Origin of the sequence: Bifidobacterium pullorum subsp. saeculare, assembly GCF_016899725.1 — a bacterium.
GTDB lineage: Bacteria > Actinomycetota > Actinomycetes > Actinomycetales > Bifidobacteriaceae > Bifidobacterium > Bifidobacterium pullorum_C.
Map to the genome: position 1 here is coordinate 36,393 of NZ_JACLYU010000004.1, position 14,329 is coordinate 50,721.

Annotated in this window: 8 protein-coding genes and 1 tRNA gene; 1 reads left to right on the plus strand and 8 read right to left on the minus strand. The window is 69.9% G+C overall.

Annotated elements, in window-relative coordinates; translation table 11 throughout:
- Window positions 1-9: 9 nt before the first annotated feature.
- The 4 genes from H7U32_RS03790 to H7U32_RS03805 all read right to left on the minus strand — a co-directional run bounded on the left by H7U32_RS03790 (window position 10) and on the right by H7U32_RS03805 (window position 6,981).
- Entirely contained in the window at window positions 10-3,510 is a 3,501-nt protein-coding gene (locus H7U32_RS03790; RefSeq protein WP_204468227.1) for an ATP-binding protein, read from the minus strand.
- On the minus strand, window positions 3,507-4,172 hold the full coding sequence (locus H7U32_RS03795; RefSeq protein WP_204468229.1) for a DUF4194 domain-containing protein: 666 nt from the start codon (window positions 4,170-4,172) through the stop codon (window positions 3,507-3,509). The genes H7U32_RS03790 and H7U32_RS03795 overlap by 4 nt, the downstream gene beginning before the upstream one ends.
- Window position 4,173: 1 nt before the next feature.
- Window positions 4,174-5,709, minus strand: coding sequence for a DUF3375 family protein (locus H7U32_RS03800; protein WP_204468230.1), 1,536 nt, complete (start codon window positions 5,707-5,709; stop codon window positions 4,174-4,176).
- An 87-nt stretch (window positions 5,710-5,796) separates the two neighbouring features.
- Complete coding sequence (locus H7U32_RS03805) at window positions 5,797-6,981, minus strand: ABC transporter permease (RefSeq protein ID WP_204468335.1); 1,185 nt, start codon at window positions 6,979-6,981, stop codon at window positions 5,797-5,799.
- 174 nt (window positions 6,982-7,155) lie between these two features.
- Between H7U32_RS03805 and H7U32_RS03810 the strand changes: the two genes are divergently transcribed.
- A tRNA-Pro gene (locus H7U32_RS03810) sits at window positions 7,156-7,229 on the plus strand.
- A 303-nt stretch (window positions 7,230-7,532) separates the two neighbouring features.
- On the opposite strand, the gene glgX is transcribed toward H7U32_RS03810, so the two are convergent.
- The 4 genes from glgX to polA all read right to left on the minus strand — a co-directional run bounded on the left by glgX (window position 7,533) and on the right by polA (window position 14,305).
- Window positions 7,533-9,656 (minus strand): glycogen debranching protein GlgX, encoded by a 2,124-nt coding sequence (gene glgX, locus H7U32_RS03815; protein WP_204468232.1) that lies wholly within the window; start codon window positions 9,654-9,656, stop codon window positions 7,533-7,535.
- A gap of 81 nt (window positions 9,657-9,737) precedes the next feature.
- Window positions 9,738-10,433, minus strand: coding sequence for an NUDIX hydrolase (locus H7U32_RS03820; protein WP_204468234.1), 696 nt, complete (start codon window positions 10,431-10,433; stop codon window positions 9,738-9,740).
- The gene (locus H7U32_RS03825; RefSeq protein ID WP_204468235.1) at window positions 10,430-11,365 is read right to left on the minus strand and encodes a Nif3-like dinuclear metal center hexameric protein; all 936 of its coding nucleotides are present in this window, start codon (window positions 11,363-11,365) and stop codon (window positions 10,430-10,432) included. The genes H7U32_RS03820 and H7U32_RS03825 overlap by 4 nt, the downstream gene beginning before the upstream one ends.
- Before the next feature lie 36 nt (window positions 11,366-11,401).
- Window positions 11,402-14,305, minus strand: a complete 2,904-nt coding sequence (gene polA / locus H7U32_RS03830) for a DNA polymerase I (RefSeq protein WP_204468237.1) — start codon at window positions 14,303-14,305, stop codon at window positions 11,402-11,404.
- Window positions 14,306-14,329: the final 24 nt, after the last annotated feature.

The following is a 14,329-nucleotide window of genomic DNA, read 5'->3' on the forward strand; positions in this document are numbered from 1 at the left end:
CGTCCCATCTCACACCATGATCCGCCCCGGCGCAACCCGTTTCCCGCCGTCGGCGCCGGGGGCGGCGTCGCCGGCGACGGCAAGGACATGCTCGAGGTCGGCGCGTTCCATTGACTCCAGGTGCGTATGGTCGTCGCCCGGGTCACGGCGGGCGACATAGGCCTTCTCGGCGATCTCCATGATCTCCGCGGTTTTGCTCTCCGGGGCGGAGACGATGACCTGGAAGCCGAGGTTCGGCAGCACGGTGAGGGCGCGGCGCGTGTAGCGGCCGTCGGCCTTGATCAGCGCCTCGTCAAGGAACAACGTGGCGTAGCGGGGTTCGCTGGCCAGGCCGCCGCCGAGCACGTAGATGAGCGCGGCGCCGTACACGAAGGAGGTGAGCTCCTGCAGCGCGCCGCCGGATTTGCCGCCGGTGGTGTCGATGCGCTCGTCCCTGCCGTCGGCGTGGCGCACTGTGGCGTAGAAACGGGAGCGGCACCGAGGGTCGAGGTTGCGGGCGCCGTAGTCGCGCACGCCGTTGGCGTTCGGCTGCACGTCGGCGAGCTCGCGGCGCAGCGCGTCGGTGAGCGGTTTGCAGGCGTCGAAGGCCTTGCGCGCGGCGGCGCGGTCGTCGCGCGGCCCCTGCTGCCAGTCGTTGAGCCGGGCGATGGCGTCCTGCAGGACGCGCATGAACGCCTTGCCGGGGTCGGCCACGGTGGCGTGGATGGACAGTTCGCCGCCACGCGGGCCGAACTCCTTGCCGCGCAGCACCGCGTTGATGCGGTCGAGCTGTTCGCCGATGGTGCGTTTGTCGTTGCTCACGTCGCCTTTGAGCATCACATAGTCGTCGAGCAGCTTATCCAGGCAGTTCGCGTACTCCTCGCCGGCGGAAGTGGTGAGGGCAAGGCGCGAGACCTCGTTGAGCTCGTCCTCGTAGAAGGCGTAGTCGTCCGCCTGGGCGGTGACCGCGTCGCCCCCGGCGTACTGGGTGCGGTAGGTCTCCATCAGGCTTTCCGCGTCCTGCCGCCTGGCCTGGACGCGGGTGCGAGCCTCCGCCACCTGCCCGCGCATCCGCGAGGCCATCGCCTCGCGCACCTGCCCGGCGAAGCCGTCCTGTGGCGCGTCCTGGGTGCCGGTGATGGCGTGGGCGCGTTCCTCCGCGTCCGCCATCACGCCGAAGGCGGTGCCATAGGCGTCGCGCAACGCGGTCTCCACCGGTCCGGCCAACTCCATGGCTTCGTCGGCGCCAGACTCTGTGTCGGCGCCAAGCCTAGCTTGGGCGGCGTCCAGCCATGCGTGGGCGGCGGCGACGGCCTGCTGCGCCTGCTCATGGTCGGCCTCGGCTCGGACGAGTTCGCGGCGGGCCGTCTCGGTCCGTTCACGCAGACGCTCCCGCTCTCCGACGAGCTCGGCGAGCCGCGGGTCGGCTTCCATCATGGCGATGCGTTCGGTAAGGTCCGCGGCCTGCCGGCGCAGGCCGTCCACGTCCACGTGCTCCCACGGGGTATAGGCAAGCTGGTCCGCCAGCGTACGCTTGGCCCGCAGCATCTCGTCCTCGGCCGACACCGCGGCGAGCGCCGCGTCGCAACGGGACACGGCGTCCGTGGCGTCGGCGACGGCATGGCGCAGCTGGTCCAGGTACCGTTCGTCGGCGAATCCGATGACCTGCCGCATGCCCTGGGTGCCGTGCCAGCCACGGTCGGCCGATTTGAGCTGGCCGTCGCGTTGGATCTGGCGTTCCCCGCGGTCCTGGTCGTCGATGGCCTCCACGCAGCGGGCGTCGAGCCCTTCGGCGGCGGTCTGGGCGCGCAGCCAGCCGGCGAAGGGGGAATCGTCGCGGTAGGCGAGCTTGGAGGAAAGGAATCCCTCGGCCGGATGCGTGGGATGCTCGCGCGCCGTGTCCACGAAGCGCCAGGTGTGGCGGCGCATCGCCTCGCGGTCGATGCGGCTGACGGCCCGGGCGAAGCCTTGCTCATGCCGTTCGTCCACCAGAATGGTCCGGGCGAGCGAGCCGTAGACGACGTTCATCGCGACACGCCATTCCTCGGCGTCCTCGCGCACGTCCATGAGCTCGGCCGCGTAGGGCAGGTCCTCGGGGGCCAGGCCGGTGGCCCGGGCGATGAGCGCGCGGGCCTGCTCCATCTCGGAGGAGATGCGGGTGCGGCGGCGCTCGGCGCGCTTGAGGTCATCCTGGGCGGCGGCCAGCGCCTCGCGCCGTTCCTTGCGCTCGGCCAGGATTGTGCCGCGGCGTTCGGCGAGCTCGGCGGCGCGGCGTCCATGTTCGTCGGCGAATCCCGCGCATTCCTCGCGCACGGCCTGCCAGGCTTCGGCGTCGGCGGGCATCGTCTGGTCCGCCTTGGCGAACAGCTGCGCCATGCTGGCGCGCCGCTGCTCGGCGTCGTGGATGCCACGCTCCGTCTGGTCGAGGCGTTCGCGCCAGCGGTCGAGGTTGCCGCCGCCGTTGTCACGGATGCGCGTGTCCAGGTCGGCGGCGTCCCGTTCGAGCTCCTCGACGCGTGCGTCGAGCGTGCCCAGGCGTGCGTCCAGGTCGGCGATGCGGGCTTGGTCATGCGGCAGGCTGGCGCGCACCTCGTCGGCCATCCACCGGTCGGCGTGGCGGCGGATGGCGGCCATGCCGGCGTCGGTGTCCGGGTCGGCCGCCGCCATGGCGTCCAGGTCGGCGAGCGCCCGCCGGTAGGCGTCGTGGCGATCGCGGATGGCGCGCAGCAGCTCGCCGCGGTGTTCCATCCGTTCGATGTCATGGAAGTTGCCGGCGTAGCGTTCCCAGTCCTCGGCGGCGGCGCGGGCGTGGTCGAGGGCGGCGGGCACGCCGAGCACGCCCTGTTTGAAGATGTCGTCGAGGCGGGAGGGCGCGTCGGCCGACTGCACGCGGTGCAGAAGCCGGCAGGCCTCGGCGTTCAGTCCCATCGTCCCCCAGACGCGGGCGTGGAAGGATTCGGCGTTGCTGTAGGTATCGGCCCCGGGGTAGGTGTCGCGCAGCATGGCCGCCGTGAACGCGGTGCCGCGGTGGGCGTCCATGAGGCGGGGGTCGATGGGCTTGTCCCAGGTCAGGTAGAGGCGGCGCATCTGCTCGCGGCGTTCCCCGGCGGGCAGGTAGAGGAACTTGGCGCAGGAGAGCACGCCTCCGCCGTTGCGGTTGCGGTAGGTGTCCACGATGGCGCCCCAGATGGCGACGGGTGTGCCGTCACCATCCCGGCCCCGCAGGTAGATGGGTTCGTCGTTCTCGCCGCCGACGCCGAGCATGCCGCGCAGGTAGGTGTAGTCGTTGCGCTCGGAACGGCCGGCGTTGGAGGCCTTGTTGAACGGCGTGCCCGTGGGGTATAGCAGCGAGATCTGGGCGTCCACGAGCGTGGATTTGCCGGATTCGCTGGCGCCGGTGAGCAGGGTGACGGGCATGGGGCCGTCCGCGGCGGGGCGGAATTCGTGCCATCCGTCGTAGGAGCCCCAGTTGACGAGCTGGCGGCTTTCCATGAGCCATCGGTCGGCAATGATCTCCATCTGGTCGTTCATCGGTCGGATTCCTCCTCCCCTGCGGTGGCGTCCTGGTCGGCGGCGTCTTGGTCGGTGTCCTGGGCGAGCAGCAGGCCGGCTTCGTCGAGCCACTGGCCGGCGAGTGTCTGGTCGAGCACGGCGGGCACGAGCGGGGTGATGCGGTACATGCCCTCGCCGTCCTCCTCGTCCTCCTCCAGGTAGCCGTTGGTCGTCGCGGAGCGCAGCATCGCGTCGATCTGGCGCTGCACGCCCTCCTCGTCGTTGCTGGCGGCGAGGAAGCCGGCGCCGCCGGTGAGCTGGGCGCGGACCTCGTCCACGCCGATCACCCAGTCCCCGGGCGCCACGCGCGTGTTCTCGTATTCGAGCACGCGGATGCGCAGCAGGGCGAGCAGGGCGGCGTCCTGGGGTCTCAGGCCCACGCGCGTCTTCAGGGAGCGGATCGGCACCTCGTCCTCCCCCACCGGCGTGGCGACCATGACGCGGTATCTGGGGTTGTCCGTCAGGCGCAGCAGGTCGTTGTTGAGAGAGCGTTCCACGGCCTCGCGGTTGTCGGCGGCGATGTCGTACATCGCGCCGGTGATGTAGCGGCCGCGTTTGAGCGCGATGGCGGCCATGCGGGCGTCGGCGGGCATGTCGCCGATATCGCCTTCGAACATCGCGAACGGGTTGGTGCTGTCCATGTCACTCCTCCTCGATGATGGCGTCCAGTTCGGCCGAGTCGGCCAGCAGGATCCGGGTGCGCCAGCGTCTGGTCCGCCCATCCAGGCCCACGCAGTCCCAGGTCGCAGTGCCGCCGGAGGCGTCCGGGGCGGTGTCGAGGCCGCCGAGGAAGCCGATGAGTTCGCTTTCGCGCCGTTCGTCCGCGGGTAGGCGGTTGAAGCTGGCCGCCATGTCGACCATGCCGTCGCGCATGACGGGGGCGCGGCGGATGAGACCGGCCATGCGGCGCAGGCGGGGTCCGCCCGATTCGATCATGCACCGCAGGTCGTCGCCGCTGGCCTTGGCCCCCGTCCCGGCCTGCGCGGCGCGCAGTGCCGGCGGGTCGGCACGCCGGATGGGCTTGGAGGGGCGGGTCGGCAGGGCGGGGAACAGCGCGGCGGACACGTCGGTCATATAGGCGGCGGCATGCTCCGGCCCGGTGCCGCCGGCCTTGATGCCGTCGCAGATGGCCGTGTACAGGCGATTGAGCCGGGCCATCATCGTGCGGTAGCGGGTGTCGGTCTGCTGGCGCACGAGCCGGCTGACGGCCTCGTCGGAGGCTCGCCGCTGGCGGCGCACGTCCTCGATGCCCTCGTAGATGCGGTCGAGCTCGCCACGCACCTGGTCGAGCAGGGCTCCGGCGTTGCCCTCCACATAGGGGCTGTGGGCGATGGCCTGGACGTCCTCGTCAATCCGCTGGCGGCCCTCGTCGGTGACGATGACCTGGAACGCGTCCTCGAAGCGGCGGCCGGCGTCGGAGTCGCGGAAGGAACGGCGGTAGCCGTCATGGTAGGAGGCAAGGATCGCGTCCGCGTCCATCGCGCCGGCCTGCATGCGGCGGCGCAGGACGTCGCCGTTGTCGCGCTCGGCGAGGGCGAGCTCACGCAGATCGATGGGCACGCCGCGCAGCGTGTTGTGCACGACGGCGATGATGTCGCCCACCTGCTCCTGGTCCAGGGCGGCGGCCGCGTCCTGGCCGAGCAGGCGTTTGATCTCGCGCCGGCGCTCCTTGATCTCGCGGTTGAGCAGGCGGATACGTTCGCGGGGGTCGGCGGTCAGCTGCATGCGCGCATGCTCGATCTCCATGATGATCGAGTTGGCCTGGGCTCCGGAAAGCACGGCCGTGTCCTCCTGGAGGCGGGCGAGCGCCTCGATGGCGCGGTGGGCGCGGGCGGTGAGCCGGTACAGGTAGCGGTGGGAGGCGGCGTCGAGCGTATTGGCGAGCCACGCGTAGTCGCCCTCGCCTTCGCGGGTGAGCTCGACGAGCGTGCGGTGGGCCTCGTCGGCCGTGGTGCGGCCTTCGGCCGGCGCCGGCCAGTCGCCGGAGTCGACGAGCCGGGCGATGCCCTGGGCGAGGCGGTCCTCGAGCGTCTCGCGCGGCAGTTCGGCGGTGAGCGGGTCGAAGCAGGCCCGCAGCAGCGCCACATAGGCCATCGACCGCTCGCGTCTGAGCAGCCGCAGCACGCCGGTCTCATAGACCGGCCTGAGCCGCTCGATCTCCTGGGTCACATCTGCCATGCTTCGCCTCGTTTCCTTCGCTCGGGCCGCCGGGCGGCCCTCATCCCGATCCCACCGTTCGTCTGCCCGCGCCCGGCGCCGCGGTCGTCAGCGGTCGGACGCGAGACGGGACTCCAGCCCGCCTCCGGCGTCGGATGCCGTCCCGGTCCCGCCGCCGGACGGAGTGTCCAGATGCGCCTGGAGGCGGGCCAGCTGCATCGAGACGCGGTCGGCCTCGATGGCGGCGATCTGCCGGGAGAACATGATGAACCAGCCGAGGAAGCTCAGGCCGGCCAGCGCCTCCACGTTGGTCAGCGTGTTGTTGCCGAGCATCATGTTCGCCCAGAACGCGGCGCATACGAGGGCCGCCAGGTCGGAGATGACCATCGTGGCCTTGGACAGGCGCGGCGCCAGCCAGGGCAGCAGGAGGAACAGCACGAGCATCACGAAGGGCAGTCCTTTGGCGCACACATTGTGCATGAGGTTGTGGGGCGTGTAGCGGAAGGCGCCGATGCCGATGAACGCGAGGCCGGAGAGCGTCAGGAGGAAGGCGAGCACGCCGATGCGAAGCATGAAGTGCGGGATGTCGTAGCCGCGGTTGGGGTCCTCGCGGGTGTGGTCATGCCAGGCGCGCAGCAGACGCTCGGTGGTCAGCAGCTCGGAGATGGCGAAGTAGCTGACGATGATGACACACACGCCGGCCATCATGAGGGTGGAGTTGAACATGCGGGCGGCGAAGGTGGTGCGGTCGCCCAGCTGGGAGAAGTTGTTGTGGTACCAGTACGGGTCGTCGGTGGTCAGGCCGGCAGTGGCGACGCCGGCGATGACGAAGAACGGCAGCAGCGCGGCGATGGTCTTGGCGCTCATCATCTCCGCCTGCACCATGGTCATGTAGCCCATCACGCCGGCGACGCCGGCGCATACGCTGGACAGGTACCCGGAGAACATCGCGTTGCCCATCATGTCGTTCATCACGCCCAGCAGCGCGAACGTGGACAGGAAGATCGTGGAGGCGTAGACGGCGGACAGGGCCGTGATCTCGAACACGCGGCGCACTGGCGCGAACCAGCCGTGCTCGAGGTTGAGGGAACGCGACTGGCTGGCGTAGCCGACGATGAAGGAGACCACGCCGCAGGCGGCCACGATGCCCGAGCACACCATGAAACGCCGCTGCGTGACCTGCCAGATGGCGGGGGCGACGTCCATGTACAGGTTCATGCCGACGGCGCCCACGGCGGCGCACAGCACGAAAGACACGATGCCCGCGGTCTCGGCGCGCTGATGGCGGCCCATACGCCGGGGTTCCCGCCGCTTCTCCACGCGCCCCGACCTGCCCGGCATATCGGTCTCTCCTCTCGTCCGCGGACCGCCCGTTGGCGTCCCACGCCCATTGTATCGAACGCGCGCCATGGGACCGGGGGCTGCTATACTGGCGCTTCGTGTCTGGGAGCGCGAGTCCCGGCACGACGGGCTGTGGCGCAGTTTGGTAGCGCGCCTGCTTTGGGAGCAGGATGCCGCGGGTTCAAATCCCGCCAGCCCGACCGATTCAAGGTCGATGGGCTCCAGGAACTTCGACCTGGGGAAGAATGATCTTCCCGATGTCTCCGCGATCGCCGACTCGGTTCACAACATGACGGACACGCATGTGGTGAACCGGAAACGAACAAGACCGCACACCGGCAGCCGACGGAAACCTCATGATTCCAAGGATGCCGGAAGGAACCGCACACGGCCGCCAGTTCACACGATGGGCGGCTCCCAACGTGTGAACTGGCCTCGCGCCGTCGAAGGCGAACACCCGAAGGCACACGGACTGCATGAGCATGTCGCCCGGGCCTTGCCCCCTACTTGTACATCGGCCGGTCGTCGAGCTTATCGGCGCTGATGAGCAGCATGAAGCTGCGCGCCTGGGCGGCGATCGAGAAGCCGGCCTCGTAGTTGAGCTCAGGGCCCTTGGGGTTGTAGGTGTCCACGATGAGCCGCCATTTGCGGCCGTAGCGCTCGTCCGGCAGCGTGAACTGGATCGGCTCGTAGTGGGCGTTGAAGATGAGGATGAAGTCGTTGTCGACCATCCGGTTGCCGTACCAGTCCACCTCGGGGATATCCGAGCCGTTGAGGAACACCATCATCGAGAAGGCATGCGTGTTCTGCCAGTCCTTCATATCCATGATGGAGCCGGTGTGGTCGAACCATTCGACCTGCGGGATTTTCTCCGCGTCGTCGCCGGGCTCGCGGCCGTCGAAGAAGCGGCGGCGGTGGAGCACCGGGTGGTCGAGCCGCAGGTGCACGAGCTTGGAGACGAAGTCGAACATCTCCTGCTGCTCGGGGGTCAGGTTCCAATTGGTCCAGGAGATCTCGTTGTCCTGGCAGTAGGCGTTGTTGTTGCCCTGCTGGGTGCGGCACACCTCGTCGCCGCCGCAAATCATCGGGATGCCCTGGCTGACCAGCAGCGTGGCGAACATGTTGCGCATCTGGCGGGCGCGCAGCTCGTTGACGTCCCGGATCGTGGTGGGGCCCTCCACGCCGCAGTTCCATGACCGGTTGTTGCTCTCGCCGTCGCGGTTGCCCTCGCCGTTGGCCTCGTTGTGCTTCTCGTTGTAGCTGACGAGGTCGGCCATGGTGAAACCGTCGTGCGCGGTGATGAAGTTGATGGAGGCGACCGGGCGCCTCCCGTTCATCTGGTACAGGTCGGAGCTGCCCATGAGGCGGGAGGCGAACTCGGGCAGCGTGGACGGCTGCGAGCGCCAGAAGTCGCGCACGGTGTCGCGGAAACGGCCGTTCCATTCGGACCAGCTGGACGGGAAGCCGCCCACCTGGTAGCCGCCGGAGCCCAGGTCCCATGGCTCGGCGATGAGCTTGGCACGGCACAGGACCGGGTCCTGCTCGACGATGTCGAAGAAGGCGGAGAGCTTGTCCACCTCCTGGAATTGGCGGGCGAGCGTGGCGGCCAGATCGAAGCGGAAGCCGTCCACATGCATCTCGGTGACCCAGTAGCGCATCGAGTCGGTGATGAGCTGCAGGGCGTGCGGCGAGCGCATGAGCAGCGAGTTGCCGGTGCCGGTGGTGTCGAAGTAGTGCCGCTGGTCGCCGTCCACCAGACGGTAGTATTCGCGGTTGTCGATGCCGCGAAAGCTCAGCGTGGGGCCCATGTGGTTGCCTTCGGCGGTGTGGTTGTACACCACGTCCATGATGACCTCGAGGCCGGCGCGGTGGTAGGCGCGCACCATGGACTTGAACTCGTTGACCTGCTCGCCGCGCTGCCCGGAGCTGGAGTAGGCGTTGTGTGGCGCGAAGAAGCCGATGGTGTTGTAGCCCCAGTAGTTGGACAGGCCCTTCTCCTGCAGGAACGCGTCGTTGACGAACTGGTGGGAGGGCATGAGCTCGATGGCGGTGACGCCCAGCCGCTTGAGGTGCTCGATCACCGTCGGGTAGGTCAGTCCCGCGTAGGTGCCGCGGATCTCCGGGGGCACGTTGCGGTCGAGGTTGGTCATGCCGCGCACATGGGCCTCGTAGATGACGGAGTCGTGGTAGGGAATCATCGGATGCTGGTCGTTGCCCCATTCGAAGAAGGGGTTGATGACCACGGACTTCATCGTGTGCGGGGCCGAGTCGAGGTCGTTCATGCGAGTGATGTCGTCGGGGCTTTCGAACCAGTACGAGTACAGGCTCTCATCGCCGTCGATGTTGCCTTCGATGGCCTTGGCGTACGGGTCGAGCAGCAGCTTGTGCGGGTTGCACCTCAGGCCGTGGGCCGGGTCGTACGGGCCGTACACGCGGTATCCGTAGCGCTGGCCCGGCTGGATGCCAGGCAGGTAGTTGTGCCACACGTAGGAGTTCTGCTCGGTCATCTCGACGCGGGTCTCGTTGTCCTGCTCGTCGAACAGGCACAGCTCCACCTTCTGCGCGACTTGGGAGAACAGTGCGAAGTTGACGCCCTCGCCATCGTAGGTCGCGCCAAGCGGATACATGTTTCCTGGTCTGATCTGCATGTCTTCCAGTATGGCACGTCCGGCCGGCCCGTGGCAGCAGGCCGCCCCGCGGGCCGTGTCCTACGCGGCCGAGGCGCGCACGCGGCGCAGTTCCTCGTGCTGGATCGCGATGATCGAGTTGGAGGCGGTGACCGGCAAAGCCCTGAGCGTGGGCCAATCCACCCAGGCGGATTCAACGTGCTCGTCCGGATCGGGGCGCGTGGGCACCGTGTCCCAGGCGTCCATGTGGATGACCATGATGTGGGCGAGTTCGTCGGCCATGCCCTCGCTCGACCAGCAGTCGACGACGCGGTCGATGCGCCAGGCGCCGGCCCGGGGGACGACGCCGGTCTCCTCCGCCAGCTCGCGCAGGGCGGCCTCCTGGACACCTTCCCCCTCGTCCATGAGGCCGGCGGGCAGGCCGTGGGCGAAGCGGTCGCAGCCGACGCGGTACTCGCGTTCGACCAGGTAGCGGTCGCGGACGGTGTCGTGCACGAGCATGACGACGCAGGGCGCGTGCCGCAGCACCTGCCGGCGGATCACCGGTCCCTCGCCGTCACCGCCGGCGGCGAGGCCGGCCCGACGGGCCTCCTCGGTCAGCGGCAGGCGCAAACGCATGTCCTCGACGGCGAAGACGGCGCCCCGGTACACAATCCGGCGCGACACCACCTCGACATGGCCCTCCATGTCGATGCCGTCCGAACTGGCGCCCAGGATCCGGTCCGCGGCCTGCGCCGCGCCGCGCGCCGCCGCGGCGCCGTGGTCGAGTCCGCTCATCGCGCCAGGTCCGTTCCGTCGACGGGCTCCGCCTCGCCGGCAGGGGTGATGGCCAGGGACCAAGGATCGGTGACGTCACGGAACCACACGCATTCGGGGCGCGCGCCGCCGAGCGCCTCGATGGCGGCGGGCACGTCCTCGAGGGCGTAGGAGAACCAGATCGATTCGATGGCGGAGTGGGGGGTGTTGATCAGCGCGGGCCTGAGGTTCGCGTCGCCCTGGCCGAGGGCGACGCCGCAGGCGCGCATCCGCGCCTCATAGCGGGCCTGCTCGAGCGCGTCGAGGGCGGGGTGGTGCCTCAGGTCGCTGGTGACGTACACGTCGGCGCCGCTGGCGCGCGCCTCGTCGAACAGGGAGTCGCCGGAGCCGGGCAGCAGGGCGACCGTGCGCACCGTCATCGACGGGTCGCCGGCGACCTGGATGCCGCCGGCGGGGTGCATCGGCAGCGCATCGTAGACGCGGCGAGCGAAGTCGCGCAGTGTCATCGGCTCGGGCAGGCGGCCGACGCGGCCGAGGCCCACCGGGTGGGCGGCAGTCGGGTCGTCGATGGGGGTCAGCGGCGTCTGGTCCGTCAGGCCGAACGCGTCGGCGGCGGCCATGCCGACGCCGCGCCAGGAGGCGTCGGCGTTCGTGTGGCCGACCCATAGCGCGCAGTGCGATTCGTTGAGCCGGCGCACGATGTCGCCGCGGGGGCCGAGTCCGGAGACTTGGTGGACGGCGCGGAAGAGCAGCGGATGGTGGCTGACGATAAGGTCGGCGCCCCAGTCGATGGCGCGTTCGACGATCGCCGCGGTCGGGTCGGCGGCGAAGGCGACGCGTTCCACGGGGGCCATGAGGTCGCCGACGATGAGCCCGGGATGGTCCCAGTCCTCGGCGTAGCGCAGCGGGTAGAGTCCTTCCAGCGCCTGCACGGCGGTGGCGAGCGTGGTCATGGATGCCTCCTTGGGCGAATGGGTGGCGCGGTCGGGTCAGTGGGCGGCGAGCTGCCAGTCGGCGCCGATGCCGCTGGAGACGTCCAGCGGCACGGCGAGCGTGACGGCGTGCTCCATCGCGTCGGTGATGGCGGCGGTGACGGCGTGCTCCTCCCCCGGCGCGACCTCGACGACGAGTTCGTCGTGGATCTGCAGGATGATGCGGCTGGCGAGCCCCTCGCGGCGCAGCGCCGCCTCGGCGCGCACCATCGCGATCTTCATGATGTCGGCGGCGGTGCCCTGGATGGGCGCGTTGAGCGCGCCGCGCTCGGCCGCCTCCCGCGTGGCGCGGTTCGGGGATTTGAGGCCAGGGAAGTAGCGGCGGCGGCCGAACATCGTTTCGGTGTAGCCCTTGCGGCGCGCGTCGGCCACGCAGGATTCGAGGAAGTCGTGCACCTTGCCGAAGGTGGCGAAGTACTGGGCCTTGAGCACCTCGGCCTCGCGGGGCGCGATCCGCAGCTGCTGGGCCAGCCCGTAGGTGGACAGCCCGTAGGCCAGGCCGTAGCTCATCGCCTTGACGTGCGAACGCTGGTCGGCGCTGATCTGGTCGACGGGGATGCCGTAGACGAGGCTGGCGACGTAGCGGTGGAAGTCGGCGCCGGAGCGGAACGCCTCGATGAGCGCCTCGTCGCCGGACAGGTGCGCCATGATGCGCAGCTCCACCTGCGAGTAGTCGCAGCTCATCAGCGCCGTGTAGCCTTCGCCGGGCACGAAGGCGGCGCGGATCTCACGGCCGGCGGCGTTGCGGTTGGGGATGTTCTGCAGGTTGGGGTCCACGGAGCTCAGGCGCCCGGTGGCGGCGACGGTCTGCTCGAAGGTCGTGTGGATGCGCTGGTCGGCGGGGTTGGTCGCGTCGATGAGCGTCTGCACGATCTGCTTGAGCTTGTTCGTCTCGCGGTGGCGCAGCACGGCGCCGAGGAAGTCGCCGGCCCGCTCATCGCCCGAGGCGCGCAGGTAGAGCTCCTGGAGGGCGGCGGCGTTCGTCGTGTACGAGCCGGATTTGGTGCGTTTGGTGGGTTTGAGGCCCATGTCTTCGAACAGCACCTTGGCCAGCTGCCGGGGGCTCTGCAGGTTGATGCGGTCGCCGGCGGCGTCCCAGGCGATGCGCTGGGCCTGTTCGGCGTCGGCCGCGAAGCCGTCGCGCATGGCGGCGAGGCGCGTGGCGTCCACCTGGGCGCCCTGGCGTTCCATGTCGCCGAGCACGCGGGAGACGGGAAGTTCGAGGTCCTTGAGCAGACCGTACTGGCGGCGTTCGTCGAGCGTGGGGCCGAATGCGGCGGCCAGTGCGTCGACGATGGCGGCGCGGGTGGCCTCGCGCCTGCCGTCGGGCTCGTCGGCGGCCTCGTCGCCGGCGGCGCCGTCGCCCAGGTCGAGTTGGCCTTGGGTCGCCTCCGGCTCCTCATCCAGGTGGATGTCGAGGAAGTGGGCGGCCGCGTGCGTCAGGTCGTCGGCGTGGAAGTCGGGTTGGACGAGGTAGCCGGCGAGCTTGGTGTCGAGCATCGGCAGCGGCATCGTCAGGCCGGCTGCGGCGAGCAGATGCATGTGCTCCTTGGCGCCGTGGACCGTCATGGTGCCGGCGTGCGTGTCGATGAGCCGCTGCGTGGCCTTGGCCAGGGCGGGGTCGAGGGGCGCGCGGAGCACGGCGGCGTGGCCGTTTGCGGCGAGGACGAGCGTCTCGAGGCGGGCCTGGCCGGGTTTGGCCGAGCCGGTGGCGTCGAGCGTCCAGCGGCGGGCGAGCGCGTCGGCGCAGGCCAGGTCGGCGTCGATGGCCAGGCCCGGCGCGTCCGGGGCCGTGGCGGCCGTGGCGGCCGTGGCGTCGGGGTCGTTGCGCGTGCCCGATGGCGTCGCGTCGGCCTCGGGCATCCAGCGGCCGGCCCAGGCCTCGAGCGCCGCGGCGTCGTCGATGCGCTGGGGGGTGGCGGCCGCCAGCCCGTTCTCCTGGCCGGCGGCCGGTTCCGTCTTGCCGGCGGCCTTGGGCAGTTCGCCGCCGTTGAAGGACCTGAGGATGCGGGCGCGGGTGCGGCTGCCGAATTCGAGCCGGGCGAACAGGTCGTCCACCCGGGCGGCGTCGACGTGGCCGAAGGCGAGGTCGTCGACGGTGACGCCGAGGTCGACGTCGCGCACAAGCGCGTTGACCCGGCGGTTGAGCCGGATCTGCTCCAGGTTGGCGCGCAGCGCCTCGCCCTTTTTGCCGCCGATCTCGTCGGCGTGGGCGATGATGCCGTCGAGGCCGCCGTACTGGTTGATCCATTTGGCGGCGAAGCCGTCGCCGACGCCGGGCACGCCGGGGATGTTGTCGGCGGTCTCGCCGCGCAGCGCGGCGAGGTCGGGGTACTGGGCCGGGGTGACCTTGTACTTGTCGAATACGGCGGCCGGGGTCATGCGCTTGAGGTCCTTGAAGTGGTGGCCGGGGTAGAGCACGGTCACGTTGTCGTCCACGAGCTGGAACGCGTCGCGGTCGCCCGAGAGGACGAGCGTGTGGTAGCCGGCGGCCTCGCCCATCGTGGCGAGGGTGCCGATCACGTCGTCGCCCTCGTAGCCGGGCTTCTCGATGTAGGTGACGCCCATCGCGGCGAGCATCTCCTGGATGAGCGGCAGCTGGGTGAGCAGTTCCTCGGGCGCGGCCTCGCGCGTGCCCTTGTACTGGGGCAGCATCCGGTTGCGGAAGGTGCCGCCCTTGACGTCGAAGGCGACGGCGAGTCGGTCGGGCCGCTCGGCGTCGATGACCTGGGAGAGCATCGTCGCGAATCCCCAGACGGCGTTCGTGGCCTGGCCGGACTCGGTGCTGAAGTTGTCGACCGGCAGCGCGAAAAACGCGCGGAACGCCAGCGAATGGCCGTCCACGGCCAGCAGCGTTCCGCGCGTGGTGTTCAGGTTGTTCTCTGTGGTGTTCTCCGCCATGTGGCCTAGCGTAGCACCGCCCGG